The organism is Streptomyces sp. AA1529 (assembly GCF_000280905.1).
Classification (GTDB): Bacteria; Actinomycetota; Actinomycetes; order Streptomycetales; family Streptomycetaceae; genus Streptomyces.
Genome location: NZ_ALAP01000030.1, coordinates 1 through 19719 on the forward strand (window position 1 = coordinate 1; position 19719 = coordinate 19719).

Consider the following 19719-nt stretch of genomic DNA (forward strand, 5'->3'; position numbering starts at 1 on the left):
CTGGCTGCACGCCGGGCCATGCACCCCCGATCCCCAGTAGCCGTCCTCGACCGACTTCTACTCGCGGCGTAGCAACGAGACAGGGCCGCTCCTCTTCGGAGGAGCGGCCCTGTCGTATGTCTGGGGCAGATCTCTAGAAGTCGGCGCCCGGTGGCAGCCGCGACCTCCAATGCGCGCCTTCGGCTACCGGTGTACTTCCACCTGGACGCCATGAATCCCGGCCCGCCCCGAGGCATGTGGGGCGACCATGGCCCGGTCCTGGGCGCTCCCATTCGTGGTGAGGCGCCCGGGAGCAGCGCTTGTATCTACTGGGCAGGCGGAGCCGAGTGCGTGTTCGTCGGAGTGGGCGGCGACTCCGGCACGTCGGCCATCTTGCCCCGCTGAACGACGAGGACCAGAACCACGATAGCGACGCACACGGAAAAGAAAGCGAGAAATACCAGTCGCTGCTTCTGCATCATCGCCACGCGGCCCTTCGTATCCCGGGCGATGATCTGGTATTTGGTGGTCCGGTACTCGAAGAACTTGCTGAACGAATCTTTGGGGAGGTTCTTGACCAACCTTGCTACGGCCAGCATCGTGGCAGCGATACCGGCAACGATGGCGGTCCCCACTGACGGAATTCCGTCAAGGAGTTGGAACACGGCTGCAGACCCTTTTCGATGAGGTCGGCAAGACATGAGCACATCGATGGCTCACTTCACATGTAGATGTAAAAGCCTCGAAACCCGTCCCCAATGGGCATAGTTGTAGTGCAGCTCATTACATACCCATCTGAGCGGGGAGTCGACTGGATCGCAGTACCAAGGACCTATCGGGCACGCGAATTGAGCAGCGAAAGCTCAAGCCAAGCCGGTGACTTGTCGCCTTCGTTCATTGAAGGCGCCGGCTGAACGTTGAGTTACGCCTCGATGCGATTCTCGGCCTTGCGGCCCTTGTTCCACGCGTGCGCGACGAGACGGTAAGCGGTCGAAACACGAGAACCCGTACCGCTGTTGTTGAACCCGCCTCGCGACGACTGGCTAAGGATCTCGGAGCGCCACTTGGCGGCAGAACCCATGGACTGGATCTTCCGAGCGAGTTCCTTGTCGTCGACGAGGTCCCCCCACCGGCCGAGGAACATGCCGATGCCGCCCAGGAGCATGCCGTCCCAGGTTTCCGCTGAACGCTCCCAGGAGTCCTCGGCTACGGTGAGTGTCCGGTCGAAGACGGATGACCCGTAGCGGTCGACGATCTGCAGGACGCCGGACACGGCGCCCACCCCGTTCGTGGACGTGGAGCCCAACGTAAGTCCGTGCTTGTCGAGGATCCGGTCCGTGTCGACGAAGAGGGGGACGCCACCGGTGAGCCCCACGTGGTACTCGTCGATGGGACGAGGCTTGTGGGACTCTCGATTCTTGATCAGGAAGAGGATGGCTTCCTGTGCCTGCGACAGGCCGTGATGGACCTCCGCCATGATGGCCGGGATGCCGGCGAGAGCGCAGGCGCGCCACCGGTGCTGACCATCAACGATGTACAGGTCTCCGTTGGGGCGTTCCGACACGATGATCGAACCGAGGGCCTCGCGCACCATGTTGTTGGCGATGTTCTGCGCGCGCTTCTCGCCGAGAGTCCTCTGAGCCTGCGGATCGATGTTGAGGTTCTTGATGGAAACCTCGACACCGTAGTCGACGTCATGCTCAGGCAGCTCGAACGAATACCGAGCCTTAGGCATAGCTGTGCCTCTTCCAGCGCTGCGTTAGGGGGAGTTTGCGGCTAGAGCCGGGATTTTGGGATACAGCGCGGCATGAAGGTTATCACGCCTGATCTCCTTGCCCCTTCGAGGCGATCCCCTCTCGGGCGGTACGGCAGCGAAGTGCCGCCAGGACAGCAACTGTTCATGCCCTCTGTTGTTCTTCCGGGGGCAGAGCGGACTTGTTCGCCCTGCACTCAGACCCGCGTAGAGCCACGGGATAGAACGGAACCGTGTCCCTCGCGTCCCCGTCGCACGAGGGGGACGCCGGGTCGCGGCGCGATGGTGTCCAAGGTCCGTTTGCTCGATCTTCGCTCGCTGGGGACAGCCGCGCCGTTGGCGAGGCCGTCTAGCGTCCACTCTGCCACCCGACTGTTCCAGGCCGGAGAGAGTACCCGGGGCGTGAGCGGTGCCCTCCCGGGAGCCAGGTTGGGGGGGATCTCCAAGATCTTCTCCCGGATTTCTCCCGAGAGTCTTGGAGCAACGCAACAGGCCCGGTCTTCCTTAGCAGAAGACCGGGCCTGACCTGCTGTTTCTTCAGTCGGGGTGGCGGGATTTGAACCCACGACCTCTTCGTCCCGAACGAAGCGCGCTGCCAAGCTGCGCTACACCCCGAAGCAACGACGACTACTTTAGCCCAGGGGAGCGCTGAGGCGAAATCGGGTTTCGCTGGGAGGTCCGTCCCGGGGCGGGAAGCGGTCCGGGGAGGGGGCGTGGGGTCAGTTCTCGCGGGGGGTGAGGGTGAGGAGGGTCGCTTCCGGGGGGCAGGCGAAGCGGACCGGGGTGTAGCGGCTGGCTCCGCATCCCGCGCTGACGTGCAGGTACGACTCGTGCCCGCCCGCGCGGTGGGTGGAGAGGCCCTTGACCCGGTCGGTGTCGATGTCGCAGTTGGTGACGAGCGCCCCGTAGAAGGGGACGCAGAGCTGGCCGCCGTGGGTGTGGCCGGCCAGGATCAGCGGGTAGCGGTCGGCGGTGAAGGCGTCGAGGACGCGCAGGTACGGAGCGTGGACGACGGCGAGGGAGAGGTCCGCGTCCGCCTCGGGGCCGCCGGCGACCTCGCCGTAGCGGTCCCGCTTGATGTGCGGGTCGTCCAGTCCGGTCAGCGCGACCTCCTGGCCGCCGTCCAGCTTGATGCGGCCCCTGGTGTTGGAGAGGCCGGCCCAGCCGACCGAGTCGAAGGCGTCGCGCAGCTCCTCCCACGGGTTGTGGACGACGCCGACTGCGGGCGGATTGCCGTTCAGGCCGTGCCTGCCGGACGTCTTCTCCATGAGGTACTTGGCGGGGTTGCGCAGCCTGGGGCCGTAGTAGTCGTTCGAGCCGAAGACGTAGGCGCCCGGGTACTCCATCAACGGGCCGAGGGCGTCGAGGACTTCGGGTACGGCTTCGGGGTCGGAGAGGTTGTCCCCGGTGTTGATCACGAAGTCCGGCCGCAGTCCGGCCAGCTCCTGCAGCCACCGCTGCTTCTTCCGCTGGCCGCTGACCATGTGGATGTCGGAGACCTGCAGGACGCGCAGCGGATGCATGCCGGGGGGCAGGACGGGCACCGAGACCCGTCGCAGGCGGAACGAGCGGACTTCCACACCGGCCGCGTACCCGACGCACGCCGCGCCGAGTGCCGTGATGCCGAGGGCTGTCTTGAGGGGGATCCGGTATCGCGCGCGCATGGCCCCATGGTCGCAGACCGGCAGGCGGGGTCGCGGTGCTGCGAGGTGCCGCTCCCGGCGGGGTGCCCCTCCCTGGCGGAACGGCCGCGGCTTTGCCCTCGGGCCTCGCGGGGTCTTCGCCGGGTTCCTCGCCGTCGGCCCCGCCGCGGGCCCGGCTGGGGGCTCGGGAGGGGTGCGGCCGCCCGGATATCCCCGGCGCTCGGCGGCCGTGTGCTGGCACACTGGCCCCATGACCACGCTCAAGTCCCGGCTGCAGGACGACCTGACCGCAGCGATCAAGGAGCGCGACGAGCTCCGTTCCGCCACTCTCCGGATGACCCTTGCCGCGATCACGAAGGAGGAGGTCGCCGGTACGAGTGCCCGCGAGCTCTCCGACGACGAGGTGCAGAAGGTGATCACCCGCGAGGCGAAGAAGCGGCGGGAGGCGGCCGAGGCGTTCGCGGACGGGGGCCGTACCGAGCAGGCGGAGCGGGAGCGGGCCGAGGGCGAGGTGCTCGCGGACTATCTGCCCGAGCAGCTCACGGACGAGGAGCTGGACGCGCTGGTCGCCGAGGCCGTCGAGGAGGCCCGGGCGGCCGGGGCCGAGGGGCCCAGGGCGATGGGGGCCGTCATGAAGGTCGTGAATCCGAAGGTCGCGGGCCGTGCCGAGGGCGGCCGGGTCGCCGCGGCGGTCAAGAAGCGGCTCGCGGGCTAGGGCTCGCGGGCTAGCTCGGGGTGGTGTGGCCTGGGGGCGGGGGCCTGGTTGCCTGCCGGTGGGCCCGGGCTGCTGTGCTGGTCGGGCGGCTCCTTGGTACGACCAGCAGCATGCCGACGACGTAAGCGGCGCCCTGTACCGGAAGGGGCACCCTCCGCAGGAGGGTGCCCCTTCCTCATGGCCTGTCGGCGGGTCCGGTGCGGAGTGTCCGCCTGCGCCGCCGACCCGCCCGGAGGCCGGTCCGCCCCGGGACGGCCGCAGCCATCACCGGACCCGCCACCCGCGCAGCGGGCCCCGCGCCGCGCGAGCCCGCGTCCCGTACCGGAACCCCGCAGGCCCGCGTCCCGTGCCGGAACCCCGCGGCTACGGGAAGCCGCCCGCTCCCGCGTCCCAGCCGCCGCCTCCGTCGGCGGCTCCACCGCCGTCGGCGCCGCCGCCTCCGTTGCCGTTGCCGCCCGGGAGGCCGCCGCCTCCGACGTCGCCGGTGTCGCCGCCGGGCCCGCCGCCGCCGTTGCCTCCGTTGCCGCCGCCGTTGGCGTCACCGCCGCCGATCAGGTTCGGCGGGACGGTGATGTCCGGCCACGGGTTCCGGGGCTTGTTGTCGCTGCCGTTGTCGTCCGGCTGCGGCGGGGAGGGCGGCTTGGGGGTGCGGTGCTTCTTGCCGCCGTCCCGGATCGGTACGTGGTGGAAGTCGGGTGCGGACTCGCCGGCCAGCGCACCGGCCATCGCGTCCCGCCAGATGGGTCCGGGGACCTCGCCGCCGAAGACCTTGGCGTGCGGGACACCGCCGATGGTGATGTCGACCATCCGCGTGCGGTGGGCCGGGTCGCCGACCCAGACGGCGCCGGACATGTTGGGGGTGTAGCCGACGAACCAGGCGGCGTACCGCTGGTCGGTGGTGCCGGTCTTGCCGGCGCTGTCGCGGCCGTCCAGTCCGGCCTTCTTGCCGGTGCCGTCCTCGACCACGCCGCGCAGCAGCGAGTTGACGGTGTCGGCGGTCTTCGCCTTCATCGCACGCTTGCACGAGGTCTTGGGCACGTCCAGCTTCTCGCCCTGCGCGTCGGTGATCGACTCGATGGCGACCGGGGTGCAGTGCACGCCGCGGTTGGCGAAGGTCGCGTAGCCCTCGGCCATGGTCAGCGGCGACATCTCCTGGGTGCCGAGCGAGATCGACGGCACCTGGTCGATCTTCTTGCCGTCGGCTCGTTCGATGCCCATCTTCTTCGCCATCTTCGTCACCGGGCAGATCCCGGTCTCCTCTATCAGGGAGACGAAGTAGGTGTTGACCGACTTCGCGGTCGCTTCCTTCATCCGGTAGGGGCCGACCTCGGTGCTGTTCTCGTTCTCGACCGGTGCCTTGCCGCGCCATTTGCCGTTGCAGGTGTCGACCGGGGAGGGGTACTGCATGCGGTAGGGCGAGGGGTAGGACTTGTAGGGGCTGATGCCCCCGTCCAGCGCGGCGGCGGCGATCACGGGCTTGAACGTGGATCCCGGCTGGTATCCGGCGCCGCCGCCCATGGAGCTGTCGACCGAGAGGTTTATCTGGGTCTCGTTCTCCTTGGGCTTGAAGCCGTAGGGGCGGGACTGGCCCATGCCCAGGATCTTGCCGGTGCCGGGCTGCACTATCGTCGCCGCGGTCGCGACCTTGTCCGACTGGTTCACATGGGCCTTGATCGACTTCTGGACCGACTTCTGCGCCTTCGGGTCGAGCGTGGTCCTGATCGTGAGGCCGCCGCGGTTCCAGCGCTTGGCGCGCTCCTTGCGGGTCTTGCCGAAGGAATCGTCGGTCAGGAAGACCTGGCGCACGTAGTCGCAGAAGAAGCCCGCGCCCATGGTGGCGGTGATGCAGCCGTTCTTGGGGCTGCTGACGTCCAGCCCGAGGGGCTTCTCCTTGGCGGACTCGGCCTGCTCGCGGGTGATGTCGTGGTGCACGGCCATCTTGTTGAGCACGGTGTTGCGCCGCTTGAGCGCCTCGTCCTCGTTGACGATCGGGTCGTACCGGGACGGTGACTGGACGATGCCCGCCAGCAGCGCCGACTGCTCCAGGTTCAGCTCCTTGGCGGACAGCGAGAAGTATCGTTGCGCCGCCGCTTCGACGCCGTATGCCTGCTGGCCGAAGAAGGTGATGTTGAGGTAGTTCTCCAGGATCTTCTTCTTGCCCAGTTCCTCCTCGACCTGGATCGCGTACTTCAGCTCCTTGATCTTGCGGCCGATCGTCTGCTTGGTGGCCTGGGCGACCTTCTGCGCGTCGTTCCCGGCCTCCTCGACGAAGACGTTCTTGACGTACTGCTGGGTGAGCGTGGAGGCACCTTGGGAGACCTGGCCGGACTGCGCGTTGCGGTTCAGTGCCCGCAGGACGCCCTTGAGGTCGACGGCGCCGTGCTGGTAGAAGCGCGCGTCCTCGATGTCGACGATCGCCTTGCGCAGGTACGGCGAGATGTCCTTCAGGTCGACGACCGTGCGGTCGCGCGAGTAGACCTTGGCGATCTCGCCGCCCTCGTTGTCGAGGATCGTGGTGCGCTGGCTGAGCGGCGGGCGCTTGAGGTTCACCGGAAGCTCGTCGAAGCCCTCCACGGTGCCCTTCGTGGCCAGTCCGAGTGTTCCGACGGCGGGCAGCGCGAGCCCGGCCATCACCATCCCCGCCAGCACACTCACCCCGACGAACTTGGCGATCTGCTGGGGCTTGCTGACTCCGCTGCCCGCGCGCTTCTTAGCCATGGGTAGAAGCGTACGACGCGTCGGCGGCGCGGCACCGGTGGGGAAGCGTGGCAAACGCCGGACAGGGCCGTGCGGGGCACCTACGCTGGGGTCGCTGTCACTCTGACACCTCGCGTCACCTCACGCCCCTCTGCTTTCCCTCGCTCCCCTCCCACCCCCCCTCTTCCTTTTCCTTCGTGTTCGTCCCTTCTGCGCCCCTGCGGTGCGCGCGTGGGCGGCGCCCCGGAGCTGCTCTTCGCTCGTGTGTCCGCCGCAGTGCTCCCAGGTCACTCCGTTGGGTGATGTCCTGCGCACGCATAGTCCGTTCGGGCCATCCAAGATTGGGCCCGAAGGGGGTGTTGCGTGCTGTGTGCTCTTCCGTAACGTCCTCAACTGGCAACGGTGAATATGCCGTTCGCCGCCGTGGGGGAGCCTCGATTCGGGAGAGGACGGCACCGGCAATGAGCTGGGTAACAGACTGGAGCGCGCAGGCCGCCTGTCGCTCCACGGATCCGGACGAACTGTTCGTGCAGGGCGCCGCGCAGAACCGCGCGAAGGCCGTGTGCACAGGGTGTCCGGTTCGCACGGAATGTCTTGCCGACGCTTTGGACAACCGCGTGGAATTCGGCGTCTGGGGAGGAATGACCGAGCGCGAGCGCAGAGCTCTGCTGCGCCGACGCCCCACGGTCACCTCCTGGCGGCGCCTGCTGGAGACGGCGCGCTCCGAGTACGAGCGCAGCACCGGCGTGCTGCTGCCGGTCGACGTGGAGCTCGAGGCGGAGGAACACGAACGGTACGCAGCGGTGGGCTGATCACCAGGAGGAACGGTCCTGCGCCGAGCGTCGGCCGATCCGCCCTGCCCGGCTCCGCCCTGGTCGGTTCAGGACGGTCCGGTTCAGGTCCGTCGGCCCCGGTCGGCTCGCGAGCCCGGGCCCGGCTGCGGCGGGACCGTCCGGCCCGGTCGGCTCGTGTCGAGCCGGCGGGTGCGTTCGGGCTGGCCGGCCGCGTCAGTCCGCTGCGGCGCCGGACGCTTCGGCTCCGGCCGCGGCGTCAGCACGTTCGCGCTGGTGGGCGAGACGGGTGCCGATGGTGCGCAGGCCGTCCAGGTCGTGTACGTCTCCGGGCAGCGCGGTCACCTGGGCCACCGGCACGTCCGGATGCGCGGCCGTGAAGCGGTCGCGCGTGCGCTGCTCGCGGTCCAGCAGCCGCATACGGTCGGCGTGCAGCCGCAGCAGCCCCGCGGCCAGCACGGCGAGCTCGTCGTCCACGGCGCCGTCCGCGACCGGGACGCCGTCCCGACGCACGGCCTCGGGGCCCGTGCTCTCGGGGCTCATGCCCTCGTGACCTGCGTCCTCGGGACGAGCGTCCTCGTGCGGGCGGGCGCTGTCGCCCGACGGCTGATCGGCGGCCGACCGCGCGTCGGGGACCGCTCGCTCCGCGGTTCCGGGCCGCCGCGTGCCGGTCTGCCGGGCCCCGGCTCGCGCCGTCCTGTGTCGGTCGTTCGCCTCGAGTGCGGTGCCGGATCCGGCTGTGCCTGGGCTCGGGGAGGCGGGGGAGCCGTCCTCGGGATCCGCCGGACCGGCCGATGGAGCGCCGCGATGCAGACCCTTCCCCCGCTCGCGATCCACAATGCCGCCGTCCTCGAGATTTTCCGCGGCCGCGAGGGCCCGCTCGGCGCTCAGCCAGGACGCGCGGCTGTCGTGCACCCGGTTGAGCACCAGCCCGGCCAGCGGCATCCGGTCCGCGGACAGCCGCTCCACGAAGTACGACGCCTCGCGCAGCGCGTCCCGCTCCGGCGCCGCCACGACGAGGAAGGCGGTTCCGGGGGCCTGGAGCAGCCGGTAGGTGGCGTCCGCGCGGGTGCGGAAGCCGCCGAACATGGTGTCCATGGCGGCCACGAAGGTCTGCACGTCCCGCAGCAGGCCGGCGCCCAGGAGCTTGTCGAGGGCGCCGGTGAAGAGCGAGAGCCCGGCCATGCCGAGGTTCACGACCTTCATCCCGGCCCGGCCGCCGACCCGTGCGGGCGCCATCATCAGCTTGATGAACTTCCCGTCCAGGAACGAGCCGAGGCGCTTGGGCGCGTCCAGGAAGTCCAGAGCCGACCGGGACGGCGGGGTGTCGACGACGATCAGGTCCCATTCGTCGCCCGCGCGGAGCTGACCGAGCTTCTCCATCGCCATGTACTCCTGGGTCCCGGCGAAGCCGGTGGAGAGCGACTGGTAGAAGGGGTTCTCCAGGATGGCCTTGGCGCGGTCGGGGTCGGCGTGCGTCTCGACGATCTCGTCGAACGTGCGCTTCATGTCGAGCATCATGGCGTGCAGTTCGCCGCCCGCCGCGCGGTCGACGCCGGGCACCTCGCGCGGGGTGTTGTCCAGCTCGGACAGGCCCATGGACTGGGCGAGCCGCCGGGCGGGGTCGATGGTCAGGACGACGGTCCGGCGGCCGCGTTCGGCGGCGCGCACGCCCAGGGCGGCGGCCGTGGTGGTCTTGCCGACTCCTCCGGAGCCGCAGCAGACGACGATCCTGGTGGTCGGATCGTCCAGCAGCGGGTCGAGGTCCAGCGCGTCGGCGTCCAGCGGCATGGCCATGGATGCCTCTCCTTCCCCGGAGGTCGCGGGTGGTGGCACGGGGGGCTGCGGCGGCTCGGGGTGCCCGGGGCTCACGGGTGCGGGCCGTCCGTCCCGGTGGTCCGCCACTGGCTGTGCAGGGAGCGGGCGAGGCCGTACAGGCCCGCCGGCTCGACGCCCTGACCGAGCAGGCCGAGCTCCCGCACCGGCAGCCCCTGCGCGGACAGTTCGGCGCGCAGCCCGCGTTCCAGTTCGACGCGTTCGGCGTGCTCCCTGCCCTGCTCCAGCAGCGGCGCCACGAGCTGCTCGGCGGCCCCTGTACGGTGCTCGTCCTCGAGCCCGGCGCGGGCGAAGGCGCGGACCAGTTCGTCCGTGCGCCCCCGCGCCGCCCCCACCTGCTCCTCGCCCGGCAGCCGGGGACGCACCATGTTGACCAGCACGGAAGCGGCGGGCAGCCCCGCGGCCCGGAGTTCGGCGATGCCGTCGACCGTTTCCTGGACGGGCATCTCCTCCAGCAGCGTGACCAGGTGCACAGCCGTGTCCGGCGACTTCAGCAGCCGCATGACGCCCTGCGCCTGGTTGTGCACGGGGCCGACCTTGGCGAGTCCGGCCACCTCCTCGTTGACGCCGAGGAAGCGCGCGATGCGGCCGGTGGGCGGCGCGTCCATCACCACGGCGTCGTAGACGGGCCGCTGCTGCCTGTCCGTGCGGCGTACCGCCTCGCACGCCTTCCCGGTCAGCAGCACATCGCGCAGCCCGGGCGCGATGGTGGTCGCGAAGTCGACGGCGCCCAGCCGCTTGAGCGCCCGCCCGGCGCTGCCGAGCTTGTAGAACATCTGGAGGTAGTCGAGCAGCGCCCGCTCGGCGTCGATCGCCAGCGCGTACACCTCGCCGCTGCCGTGCGAGACGGCGATCTTGCGCTCTTCGTACGGCAGCGGTTCCGTCTCGAAGAGCTGCGCGATGCCCTGGCGCCCTTCCACCTCGACGAGCAGCGTGCGCCGCCCGTCCTGCGCCAGCGCCAGCGCGAGCGCGGCGGCGACCGTCGTCTTGCCGGTCCCGCCCTTGCCGGTCACTACGTGGAGCCTGCTCACGGCTGGGAGCCTAATTCGTTGCCTGCGGCTCCGGCGAGACCGGTCGTCGGCGACCCCGGGAACCGGGCGCCGGTGCCGGTCGTGCTCCGGCCCGGGGGCCGCGCGGCAGCGCGTCCCGGAACAGGGTCCTCGCGGCGGTCTCCCCGACGCCGGCGTTCGTTAGGGTCTCCCCATGACGAAGTGGGAATACTCGACCGTGCCGCTCCTCGTGCACGCGACCAAGCAGATCCTCGACACCTGGGGCGAAGACGGCTGGGAACTGGTCCAGGTCGTGCCCGGGCCGAACAACCCCGAGCAGCTCGTGGCCTACCTGAAGCGGGAGAAGCAGGCGTGAGCGCGGCCGAGGACAGGCTCGCGCAGCTCGGGCTCGCGCTGCCCGAGACCGCCACCCCCGCCGGCGCCTACGTCCCGGCGGTGCAGAGCGGCCGGTACATCCACACCGCGGGCCAGGTTCCGCTGGTGTCGGGCACCCTGCCGATGACCGGGAAGGTCGGCGCCGAGGTCACCCCCGAGGAGGCGAAGGACCTGGCGCGCACGGCGGCGCTGAACGCGCTGGCCGCCGTCAAGTCCGTGGCCGGGGACCTCGACCGGATCGCCCGCGTCGTCAAGGTCACCGGGTTCGTCGCCTCGGCGCCGGACTTCACCGGGCAGCCCGGTGTCATCAACGGCGCCAGCGAGCTGCTGGGCGAGGTGCTGGGCGACAAGGGCGTCCACGCGCGCAGCGCCGTCGGAGTGGCGGTCCTGCCGCTGGACGCGCCGGTCGAGGTCGAGATGCAGGTCGAGCTGGCGGACTGAACCGACCGTACGGGCCATCCGGGCGCGTCGGACCGTATGGACCGTACCGGCGCGCCGGGCCATCCGGGCGCGTCGGACCGTATGGACCGTACCGGCGCGCCGGGCCATCCGGGCGCGTCGGACCGTACGGACCGCACCGGCGCTGGACCGCTGCACCGAGAGCCGAACTGCTGCACGGGAGCCGAGGCGCGGCCGGCGCGCCGGGCCGGTCGGACGCATCGGCCTTCGGGGCCGCTCGGCCGGTTCACGCCTCCGGGGCGGGGGCGGGCTGTTCGGGCCCGCCCCCGCCCGGCCGGCACTCGTCGACGGCGTCCGTGCCCGGTACGCCGTCGCGGGTGACCTCGCTGCCTCTCGAACATCGGGGCGGCGGGCCGTAGCATCCGGCCATGTCCTCCTCGTCGTCCACTCCGCCCGGCCGGAACGGCCAGTGGTATCCGCCCGAGTGGCCGGAGCGCATCCGCGCCCTGGCCGCGGGCGAGCTGACCCCGGTGACCCCGCGCAGGGCCGCGACCGTGATGCTCCTGCGGGACACTCCGGACGGCCCCGCCGTCCACATGCTGCGGCGCCGCGCCTCGATGGCGTTCGCGGGCGGCGCATACGCGTATCCGGGCGGCTCCGTCGACCCGCGGGACGCGCGCGGCGCGGACGCGGCGGGGCCGTCGGCCGCCTCGTGGGCCGAGCGGCTGGGGACGGACGAGGCCACGGCGCGGGCGATCGTGTGTGCGGCTGTCCGGGAGACCTTCGAGGAGTCCGGCGTCCTGCTGGCCGGGTCCGACCCGGACAGCGTCGTCGCCGACACCACCGGGGAGGACTGGGAGGCGGACCGCGCGGCGCTGGTGGCCCACGAGCTGTCCTTCGCCGAGTTCCTGGACCGCAGAGGGCTCGTCCTGCGGGACGACCTGCTGGGTGCCTGGGCGCGCTGGATCACACCGGAGTTCGAGGCCCGCCGCTACGACACCTACTTCTTCGTCGCCGCGCTCCCCGAGGGCCAGCGAACCCGCAACGCCTCGACCGAGGCCGACCGGACGGTCTGGGTGCGCCCCCAGGACGCCGCCGCGGGCTACGACCGGGGGGAGCTGCTGATGATGCCGCCCACCATCGCGACCCTGCGCCAACTGGCGCCGCATCCGACGGCGGCCGAGGCCCTGGCCGCGGCCGGAGGGTGCGACCTGGCACCCGTGCTCGCCCGCGCCGGCCTGGAGGGCGGCCAGATCGTGCTGAGCTGGCCCGGGCACGACGAGTTCACCAAGAGGATCGATCCCTCATGACCGACGCGGCAGCACTTCCCGGCCAGCCGCGCGGCGGCGCCCCGGGCGGCCAGGTCAGCAGCCGTGCCCACTGTGTCCTGGCCCCCAACCCGTCGCCCATGACGCTGGACGGCACCAACACCTGGATCGTCGCCGAGCCCGACTCCCCGCTCGCCGTCGTCATCGACCCGGGCCCGCTGGACGACGCGCACCTGCGCCGGGTCGTGGAGGCGGCCGAGCGGCTGGGCAAGCGGGTCGCGCTGACCCTGCTCACCCACGGGCACCCGGACCACGCCGAGGGGGCGGCACGGTTCGCCGAGCTGACCGGCTCACCGGTCCGTGCGCTCGACCCGGCGCTGCGCCTGGGCGACGAGGGGCTCGGCGCGGGGGACGTCGTGGCAACGGGCGGACTGGAACTGCGTGTGGTGCCCACACCGGGGCACACCGCCGACTCGCTCTCCTTCCACCTCCCGGCCGACGCGGCGGTGCTCACCGGCGACACGGTGCTCGGGCGGGGCACCACGGTCGTCGCGCATCCGGACGGCAGGCTCGGCGACTATCTCGACTCGCTGCGCGCGCTGCGCTCCCTGACGGTGGACGACGGTGTCGGCCGCGTCCTGCCCGGTCACGGCCCGGTGCTCGACGACGCGCAGGGGGCGATCGACTTCTATCTCGCGCACCGCGCCAAGCGGCTCGCGCAGGTGGAGACGGCCGTCGAGCAGGGGCATCGGACGGCTGCCGAGGTGGTGGCCCAGGTCTATGCGGACGTGGACAGATCACTGTGGCCGGCTGCGGAGCTGTCGGTGCGGGCCCAGCTCGACTATCTGTTCGAACATGGGCTGGTGTGAGGTGCCGGGAGGCCGCTGACCGGATACGGGCCGCGCGGCGCCGCGTGCGGCCCGAGCCGCGTCCGCACGCCGTGGGGACAGGCGCACCACTCCGCACGCCGTCAGGGGCGCCCTCCGCAGGAGAACGCCCCTGACCTGCCACCCGGGCGGCGTCACGCCGTACGGATCCGCGAGCGGTTCGGCCGGTCGGTCCCGGGCCGCTGGAGCCGTCGGCCCACCGGTCCGGCGGGCCACTTGTCCGGCGGTCAGCGCGAGCGCTTCGCCAGCCGCTCGATGTCCAGCAGGATCACCGCGCGGGCCTCCAGCCGCAGCCAGCCGCGCCCGGCGAAGTCGGCCAGCGCCTTGTTGACGGTCTCCCGGGAGGCGCCCACCAACTGGGCCAGCTCCTCCTGGGTCAGGTCGTGGACGACGTGGATGCCCTCCTCGGACTGCACGCCGAAGCGGCGGGAGAGGTCCAGGAGCTGCTTGGCCACCCGGCCGGGCACGTCGGAGAAGACCAGGTCGGACATGGAGTCGTTGGTGCGCCGCAGCCGTCGGGCGATGGCCCGCAGCAGTGCCGAGGCCACCTCGGGCCGGGCGTTCAGCCAGGGCTGGAGGTCGCCGTGGCCCAGGCCCAGCAGCCTGACCTCGGTCAGCGCCGAGGCGGTGGCCGTCCGCGGACCCGGGTCGAACAGGGAGAGCTCTCCGATCAGCTCCCCGGGGCCCAGCACCGCCAGCATGTTCTCCCGGCCGTCGGGGGAGGTGCGGTGCAGCTTCACCTTGCCTTCGGTCACCACGTAGAGGCGGTCACCCGGGTCACCCTCGTGGAAGAGGGCCTCGCCGCGAGCGAGCGTCGTCTCCGTCATGGAGGCGCGCAGCTCGGCGGCCTGCTCCTCATCGAGCGCCGCGAAGAGCGGGGCGCGCCGCAGAACGTCGTCCACGAGTTCTCTCCTTGTCGACCTGCCCATGGGATCCGTGGAACCCATGATGCCGGACGGTGAAACCATGCGATCAGTCACAGCAATCAGCCATAAGTTTGACGTACGCATGCTGTCGCCCCCAACGCGGGGCGCGCTAGGGTCCCGGATCCGCCGCCTGTGCCACGAATGTCGGTGAGCCCCTTTACGCTGGCCGAGTGTCCAATACCCCGGGAAGCGCACGGACAGAGAGGGGGCTGGGCGGGTGACGGCGACGGAGGATTCCGCTGTGAGCGAACAGGAGGCGGCCGCGGCCCCGGCACGGAAGGCTGCTGCCGGGAAGGCCGCCGGGGGAACCGGCACCGCCAAGCCCGTCAAGGCGGCCGGGAAGGCCCCGGCGGCGAAGCGGACGACCGCCGCGAAGCAGGCCCCGACCGGCGAGGCTCCCGCGCGGAAGACCTCCGCGGCGAAGAAGGCGGCCCCCGCGGCGAAGGCGAAGAAGGCGACCCCCGCGAAAAAGGCGACCGCGAAGAAGGCCACCCCCGCGAAGAAGGCAACCGCGAAGAAGGCCACCCCCGCCAAGGCCGCCGCCGCGAAGGCGTCCGGGAGCAAGCCGGAGTCGCAGGCGGCCCGGGCGAAGCGGGCCGCGCGGATCAACAGCGCACTGGCCGAGGTGTACTACTACGCGCACCCCGAGCTGGATTTCGAGAACCCGTTCGAGCTTCTGGTGGCCACGGTCCTCTCGGCGCAGACCACGGATCTGCGCGTCAATCAGACGACTCCCGCGCTCTTCGCCGCGTACCCCACCCCGGAGGACATGGCGGCGGCCGATCCGGAGGCGCTGGAGGAGCTGATCCGTCCCACCGGCTTCTTCCGCTCCAAGGCCAAGTCCCTGCTCGGCCTCTCCGCGGCGCTGCGGGACGACCACGGCGGCGAGGTCCCCGGCTCGGTGGACGAGCTGGTGAAGCTGCCCGGTGTCGGCCGCAAGACGGCGTTCGTGGTGCTCGGCAACGCCTTCGGCGTCCCGGGGCTGACCGTCGACACCCACTTCGGCCGGCTGGTGCGCCGCTGGAAGCTCACCGAGCAGACGGACGCGGTCAAGGTCGAGCAGGAGATCGACGACCTGCTGCCGGAGAGCGAGTGGACGATGTTCTCGCACCGCACGATCTTCCACGGCCGCCGCGTGTGCCACTCCCGCAAGCCCGCCTGCGGTGCCTGCCCCATCGCCGAGCTGTGCCCGTCCTACGGGGAAGGCGAGACGGACCCGGAGAAGGCGAAGAAGCTGCTCAAGTACGAGATGGGCGGTCAGCCGGGGCAGCGGCTCAAGCCGCCGGCCGACTACCCGGGGCGTCCCGCGCCCCCGCTGCCCTCCCGGGCCCCGGCCACCGGTTCGGCCGCCACTCCCGACGCGGATTCCGCCCCCGGGGCGGCTCGGTGACGGGTCCCGGCCGGTCCTCGGACCATGCGGCGGAGTGCCCGGTGGCAGGTGGCCCCCCGCCCTCGGTGCCGATCGAGGTCAGCGCCAAGGGGCTGCCGCCGTGGCTCGTTCCGGTGAGCGACGCGGCGGCGGGGGTCGAGGCGAGCCAGCTCAGCCGCTTCCTGCCGCCGCGCGACGGCGGCGGCCGGCCGTCCGCCGTGCTCGTGCTGTTCGGGGACGGTCCGCGCGGCCCCGAGCTGCTGCTGATCGAGCGTGCCTCCAGCCTGCGCTCGCACGCCGGGCAGCCCTCCTTCCCGGGCGGGGCACTGGACCCGGAGGACGGCGATCCGGAAGGGGACGGCAGGCTGCGCGCCGCGCTTCGCGAGGCCGAGGAGGAGACCGGACTCGACCCCTCGGGCGTACAGGTGTTCGGGATACTGCCCAGCCTCTACATCCCCGTGAGCGGATTCGTCGTCACGCCGGTGCTCGGCTGGTGGCACCGCCGCACTCCGGTGGCGCCGGTGGACCCGGCGGAGACGGCCCGGGTCTTCACCGTCCCGGTCTCGGACCTCACCGACCCGGGCAACCGCGTGATGGCCGTGCACCCGGCCGGACACGTCGGCCCCGCCTTTCTGGTGGGCTCCGCGCTGGTGTGGGGGTTCACGGCCGGTCTCATCGACCGCATCCTGCACTACGCCGGGTGGGAGCGCCCCTGGGACCGCGGCCGCCGGGTCCCGCTCGACTGGAAGGCGTGACGCCCGCGATCGACGACCCGCGTGCCCCTCGCATCCGCGCCCGCATGAGACGGTGTCTCTTCCGCTCTCCGGGTGCCGCCGCCGCACGGCGACCGCCCGGCCCCGGCCCTGGCGCAGGGGCGGCGCTCGGACCGGTCCGGCCCGCGTGTCGAGTGCTGCCGGAGCGGGGGGAATGGACTGCCGGGATGGACCCGAGGCGAGGCTGATTCGGTGAACGTGCTGGACGTACTGCTGATCGTGGCTGCGGTGTGGTTCGCGCTCGTCGGCTACCGCCAGGGCTTCGTCGTCGGCATCCTGTCCGTCCTGGGATTCCTCGGGGGCGGTCTGATCGCGCTGCTCGTCCTGCCCCTGCTCTGGGACCAGTTCACCTCGGGCGACCGGCCGGGGACGGGATGGGCGATAGCCGCGGTGATCATCGTGATCATCTGTGCCTCCGTCGGCCAGGCCCTCACCACCCATCTGGGCAACAGGCTGCGGCAGTACATCACCTGGACCCCGGCCCGGGCCCTGGACGCGACGGGCGGCGCGTTCGTCAACGTCGTCGCGATGCTGATCGTCGCCTGGCTGATCGGCTCCGCGCTGGCCGGCACGTCCCTGCCGACGCTCGGCAAGGAAGTGCGCAACTCCAGGGTGCTGCTCGGCGTCTCGCATGTGATGCCGCAGCAGGCCAACGCCTGGTTCGACGATTTCTCCGCCGTTCTCGCCAAGAACGGCTACCCGCAGGTCTTCTCACCCTTCGCCACGGAGCCGATCCAGGACGTCCCGCCGCCGAGTCCCGAACTGGCGGGCAGCCCCGTCGCGGAGCGGGCCAAGCGCAGCATCGTCAAGGTCGTCGGCACGGCGCAGAGCTGCCGGAAGGAGGTGGAGGGCACCGGGTTCGTCTTCTCGAAGGGCAGGGTGATGACGAACGCGCACGTCGTGGGCGGCGTGCAGCAGCCGACGGTGCAGATCGGCGGCGAGGGGCGGCGCTACAGCGCCCGTGTCGTGCGCTACGACTGGAAGCGGGACATCGCGGTGCTGGACGTTCCCGAGCTGAACGCGCCCGCGCTGCGCTTCGCGAAGCGGGATCCGCACAGCGGCGACGACGCGATCGTGGCCGGCTTCCCGGAGAACGGCGGCTACGACGTCCGCTCCGCCCGGGTGCGCGGGCGGTTGCAGGCGGAAGGCCCCGACATCTACCACCGGGGCACCGTCAGCCGGGACATCTACTCGCTCTACACCGCGATCCGGCCGGGCAACTCCGGCGGCCCGCTGCTCACCCCCGACGGCCGCGTCTACGGCGTGATCTTCGCGAAGTCCCTGAAGGACGACCGCACCGGCTATGCCCTCAGTGTCGACGAGATCCGCGAGGACATCACCCGCGGGCGCACGGACCAGCGGCAGGCGGACACCCAGGGCTGCGCGATCTGACGGCCGGGCCCGGCCCTGCCGCACCACACGCGGGGGCCGGGGGACCGGCCGGACAGCTCTGCCGCTCGCGCGAGGACGGCGCCGACGCCGGCGACAACGCCGGTGAGTGCGGCGGGGCCGGTCAGGAGCGGTTGTGCCGCAGTCTCGCGCCGACCCAGCGTGCGCGGCGACGCAGGATGCGGGGAATGCCCAGTTCTGCGTCGGTGGGATGCAGCCGGGTCGCGGCGCGCGGGAGAGCCCGGCCGCGCGGGTACCTCGGATGGCTGCGGTTACGTGCCACGTCACGGAAGTCGTGCGTCAACCCCATACCGGGTCCCTGCCCCCGCCCCAAGGTCAGTAATCGCCCCGGGATCCGGCAATCGGCCTATGCGCCGGGCACATCTGTGCGGCCGTCCGGCGCCGGGGACGGCGGCACCGCCGGGTTCCGGCCGCCGGCTCAGCGGTCCGGTTCCGGATCGCTCAGCCAGTGCACCAGCTCACCGGTGAAGCCCGCCGGGTCCTCCTCGTGCGGATAGTGCCCCAGCCCGTCGAACAGGCGCCAGCGGTACGGGGCCTCGACGTACTCGCCCGACCCCGCCGCGCTCCGGGTCCGCATCACCGGATCGAGTGAACCGTGCAGATGCAGTGTCGGCACTCGCACCGGACGCTTCATCCGGCGGTAGAACTGCATCCCGTCCGGCCGCGCCAGCGACCGCACCAGCCACCGGTACGGTTCCACCGAGCAGTGCGCCGTGGAGGGTACGCACATCGCCCGCCGGTAATTCTCCACCGCCAGGACGCCCGCGTCCCCGGCCGGGCCGGGCGGCCGGGGGCCGGCCCAGTCCCGGATCAGCCGCTCCACCAGGGCGCCGTCGTCCGCCACGAGCCGGCGTTCGGGCAGCCACGGGCGCTGGAACCCCCAGATGTAGGAGCCGGCCGCCGTCTGCCGGACGTCCCGCAGCATGGCGGCCCGCCAGCGGCGCGGGTGCGGCATCGAGGCGACGACGAGGCGGCGGATCAGCTTGGGCCGCATCACCGCCGCCGTCCACGCCAGGTAGCCGCCCAGGTCGTGCCCGACCAGTGCCGCGTCGGGCTCGCCCAGCGAGCGGATCACCCCGGTCACGTCGAGCGCGAGGTTGGCCGGGTCGTAGCCGCGCGGCGTACGGTCGCTGCCGCCCACTCCGCGCAGGTCCATCGCCACGGCCCGGTAGCCCGCTTCGGCCAGCGCGGGGAGCTGGTGCCGCCACGCCCACCAGTACTGCGGGAAACCGTGCACCAGCAGTACCAGCGGGCCCTCACCCATCTCGGCGATGTGGAACAGCGCTCCGTTGGCTGCCACGTCCCGGTGCGTCCAGGGGCCCTCGGGACGGATCACCGCCGCCGGGCTGTCTGCGAGCGTCATACGGACGAGCGTGTCACACCCTGGAGCTGCGGGTGCTCCTCGCCGCCGTCCCCGGCCGCGCGCGGGTGCGGCTTGGCGTGCGAGAGGACCGCGGCGGTCTGCTTCGCGGAGGCCACCGACTTCTGCGGGCTCTTGCTCTTGGAGACCTTCTTGAACTTGGCCAGCGCCAGCAGCAGCAGGAGCAGCGCGAGGGCGATGAAGGCGCCGCCCACGATCAGGAACGACCAGGCGAGGCCGAGCCCCAGGTTGTGGATGCCGTAGGCGGCGGCGAAGCTCAGCACGGGGAGCGCGAAGAGCAGGAAGACCCCCGCGATCAGGGCGGCGCCGCTGCCCAGCACGCCCCGCTTGACGTCCTGTCGCAGCTCGGCCTTGGCCAGCGCGATCTCGTCGTGCACCAGTGCGGACATCTCCGCGGTCGCCGCTGCGACCAACTGGCCGAGGCTGCGGCCGTCGTCGGCTGCGCTCATCGCTGTCTCCCTTGCGGTAGTGAGGGCCCGCCGCGGTGCGGGCCCGGAGTTCCCTGGC

General features: G+C 71.6%; 19 protein-coding genes and 1 tRNA gene. 9 read left to right on the forward strand and 11 right to left on the reverse strand.

Going from position 1 to position 19719, the window contains the following annotated elements; all coding sequences use genetic code 11:
• Window positions 1-305 precede the first annotated feature (305 nt).
• From A949_RS0108280 to A949_RS0108295, 4 genes are all read right to left on the reverse strand, one after another.
• Entirely contained in the window at window positions 306-614 is a 309-nt protein-coding gene (locus A949_RS0108280) for a hypothetical protein (RefSeq protein ID WP_019355539.1), read from the reverse strand.
• A 287-nt stretch (window positions 615-901) separates the two neighbouring features.
• Window positions 902-1714, reverse strand: coding sequence for a DUF6551 family protein (locus A949_RS0108285; RefSeq protein ID WP_019355540.1), 813 nt, complete (start codon window positions 1712-1714; stop codon window positions 902-904).
• A gap of 559 nt (window positions 1715-2273) precedes the next feature.
• Window positions 2274-2347: transfer RNA gene (locus tag A949_RS0108290), tRNA-Pro, on the reverse strand.
• 104 nt (window positions 2348-2451) lie between these two features.
• Window positions 2452-3396, reverse strand: coding sequence for a metallophosphoesterase (locus tag A949_RS0108295; RefSeq protein WP_019355541.1), 945 nt, complete (start codon window positions 3394-3396; stop codon window positions 2452-2454).
• 229 nt (window positions 3397-3625) lie between these two features.
• Here A949_RS0108295 and A949_RS0108300 point away from each other — a divergent pair, with 229 nt between their 5' ends.
• Entirely contained in the window at window positions 3626-4090 is a 465-nt protein-coding gene (locus A949_RS0108300) for a GatB/YqeY domain-containing protein (RefSeq protein ID WP_019355542.1), read from the forward strand.
• A gap of 363 nt (window positions 4091-4453) precedes the next feature.
• Here the strand turns inward: A949_RS0108300 and A949_RS0108305 are convergent, their stop codons facing one another.
• A complete protein-coding gene (locus A949_RS0108305; RefSeq protein ID WP_019355543.1) occupies window positions 4454-6808 on the reverse strand; it encodes a transglycosylase domain-containing protein in 2355 nt (784 codons plus the stop codon).
• A gap of 440 nt (window positions 6809-7248) precedes the next feature.
• Between A949_RS0108305 and A949_RS0108310 the strand changes: the two genes are divergently transcribed.
• Window positions 7249-7599: a WhiB family transcriptional regulator gene (locus A949_RS0108310; protein WP_019355544.1), complete on the forward strand. Its 351-nt coding sequence runs from the start codon at window positions 7249-7251 to the stop codon at window positions 7597-7599.
• 195 nt (window positions 7600-7794) lie between these two features.
• Here the strand turns inward: A949_RS0108310 and A949_RS0108315 are convergent, their stop codons facing one another.
• Together A949_RS0108315 and A949_RS0108320 are read right to left on the reverse strand one after the other, a co-directional pair.
• Entirely contained in the window at window positions 7795-9375 is a 1581-nt protein-coding gene (locus A949_RS0108315; protein WP_019355545.1) for an ArsA-related P-loop ATPase, read from the reverse strand.
• 71 nt (window positions 9376-9446) lie between these two features.
• Window positions 9447-10445 carry an ArsA-related P-loop ATPase gene (locus A949_RS0108320; protein ID WP_037706024.1) on the reverse strand — a complete coding sequence of 333 codons (999 nt, stop codon included), beginning with the start codon at window positions 10443-10445 and terminating at the stop codon, window positions 9447-9449.
• A gap of 172 nt (window positions 10446-10617) precedes the next feature.
• Between A949_RS0108320 and A949_RS37170 the strand changes: the two genes are divergently transcribed.
• The 4 genes from A949_RS37170 to A949_RS0108345 all read left to right on the forward strand — a co-directional run bounded on the left by A949_RS37170 (window position 10618) and on the right by A949_RS0108345 (window position 13335).
• Window positions 10618-10779: a DUF4177 domain-containing protein gene (locus tag A949_RS37170; RefSeq protein WP_019355547.1), complete on the forward strand. Its 162-nt coding sequence runs from the start codon at window positions 10618-10620 to the stop codon at window positions 10777-10779.
• Window positions 10776-11240 (forward strand): RidA family protein, encoded by a 465-nt coding sequence (locus A949_RS0108330; RefSeq protein WP_019355548.1) that lies wholly within the window; start codon window positions 10776-10778, stop codon window positions 11238-11240. The genes A949_RS37170 and A949_RS0108330 overlap by 4 nt, the downstream gene beginning before the upstream one ends.
• Before the next feature lie 386 nt (window positions 11241-11626).
• A complete protein-coding gene (locus A949_RS0108340) occupies window positions 11627-12508 on the forward strand; it encodes an NUDIX hydrolase (protein ID WP_019355549.1) in 882 nt (293 codons plus the stop codon).
• The gene (locus A949_RS0108345; protein ID WP_019355550.1) at window positions 12505-13335 is read left to right on the forward strand and encodes an MBL fold metallo-hydrolase; all 831 of its coding nucleotides are present in this window, start codon (window positions 12505-12507) and stop codon (window positions 13333-13335) included. Before A949_RS0108340 ends, A949_RS0108345 begins: the two co-directional genes overlap by 4 nt.
• A 245-nt stretch (window positions 13336-13580) precedes the next feature.
• Here the strand turns inward: A949_RS0108345 and A949_RS0108350 are convergent, their stop codons facing one another.
• Entirely contained in the window at window positions 13581-14255 is a 675-nt protein-coding gene (locus tag A949_RS0108350; RefSeq protein ID WP_019355551.1) for a Crp/Fnr family transcriptional regulator, read from the reverse strand.
• Between the two features lie 265 nt (window positions 14256-14520).
• Here A949_RS0108350 and nth point away from each other — a divergent pair, with 265 nt between their 5' ends.
• From nth to A949_RS0108365, 3 genes are all read left to right on the forward strand, one after another.
• Window positions 14521-15669, forward strand: a complete 1149-nt coding sequence (gene nth, locus A949_RS32860; protein WP_019355552.1) for an endonuclease III — start codon at window positions 14521-14523, stop codon at window positions 15667-15669.
• A gap of 41 nt (window positions 15670-15710) precedes the next feature.
• Complete coding sequence (locus A949_RS0108360; protein ID WP_051019426.1) at window positions 15711-16403, forward strand: NUDIX hydrolase; 693 nt, start codon at window positions 15711-15713, stop codon at window positions 16401-16403.
• 210 nt (window positions 16404-16613) lie between these two features.
• Entirely contained in the window at window positions 16614-17813 is a 1200-nt protein-coding gene (locus tag A949_RS0108365; protein ID WP_019355554.1) for a MarP family serine protease, read from the forward strand.
• A 121-nt stretch (window positions 17814-17934) separates the two neighbouring features.
• Here A949_RS0108365 and A949_RS38935 read toward each other — a convergent pair whose 3' ends face one another.
• The 3 genes from A949_RS38935 to A949_RS0108375 all read right to left on the reverse strand — a co-directional run bounded on the left by A949_RS38935 (window position 17935) and on the right by A949_RS0108375 (window position 19661).
• Window positions 17935-18120: a hypothetical protein gene (locus A949_RS38935; protein WP_078565371.1), complete on the reverse strand. Its 186-nt coding sequence runs from the start codon at window positions 18118-18120 to the stop codon at window positions 17935-17937.
• Between the two features lie 129 nt (window positions 18121-18249).
• Window positions 18250-19194, reverse strand: coding sequence for an alpha/beta fold hydrolase (locus A949_RS0108370; RefSeq protein ID WP_019355555.1), 945 nt, complete (start codon window positions 19192-19194; stop codon window positions 18250-18252).
• A complete protein-coding gene (locus tag A949_RS0108375) occupies window positions 19191-19661 on the reverse strand; it encodes a phage holin family protein (RefSeq protein ID WP_019355556.1) in 471 nt (156 codons plus the stop codon). The genes A949_RS0108370 and A949_RS0108375 overlap by 4 nt, the downstream gene beginning before the upstream one ends.
• Window positions 19662-19719 lie beyond the last annotated feature (58 nt).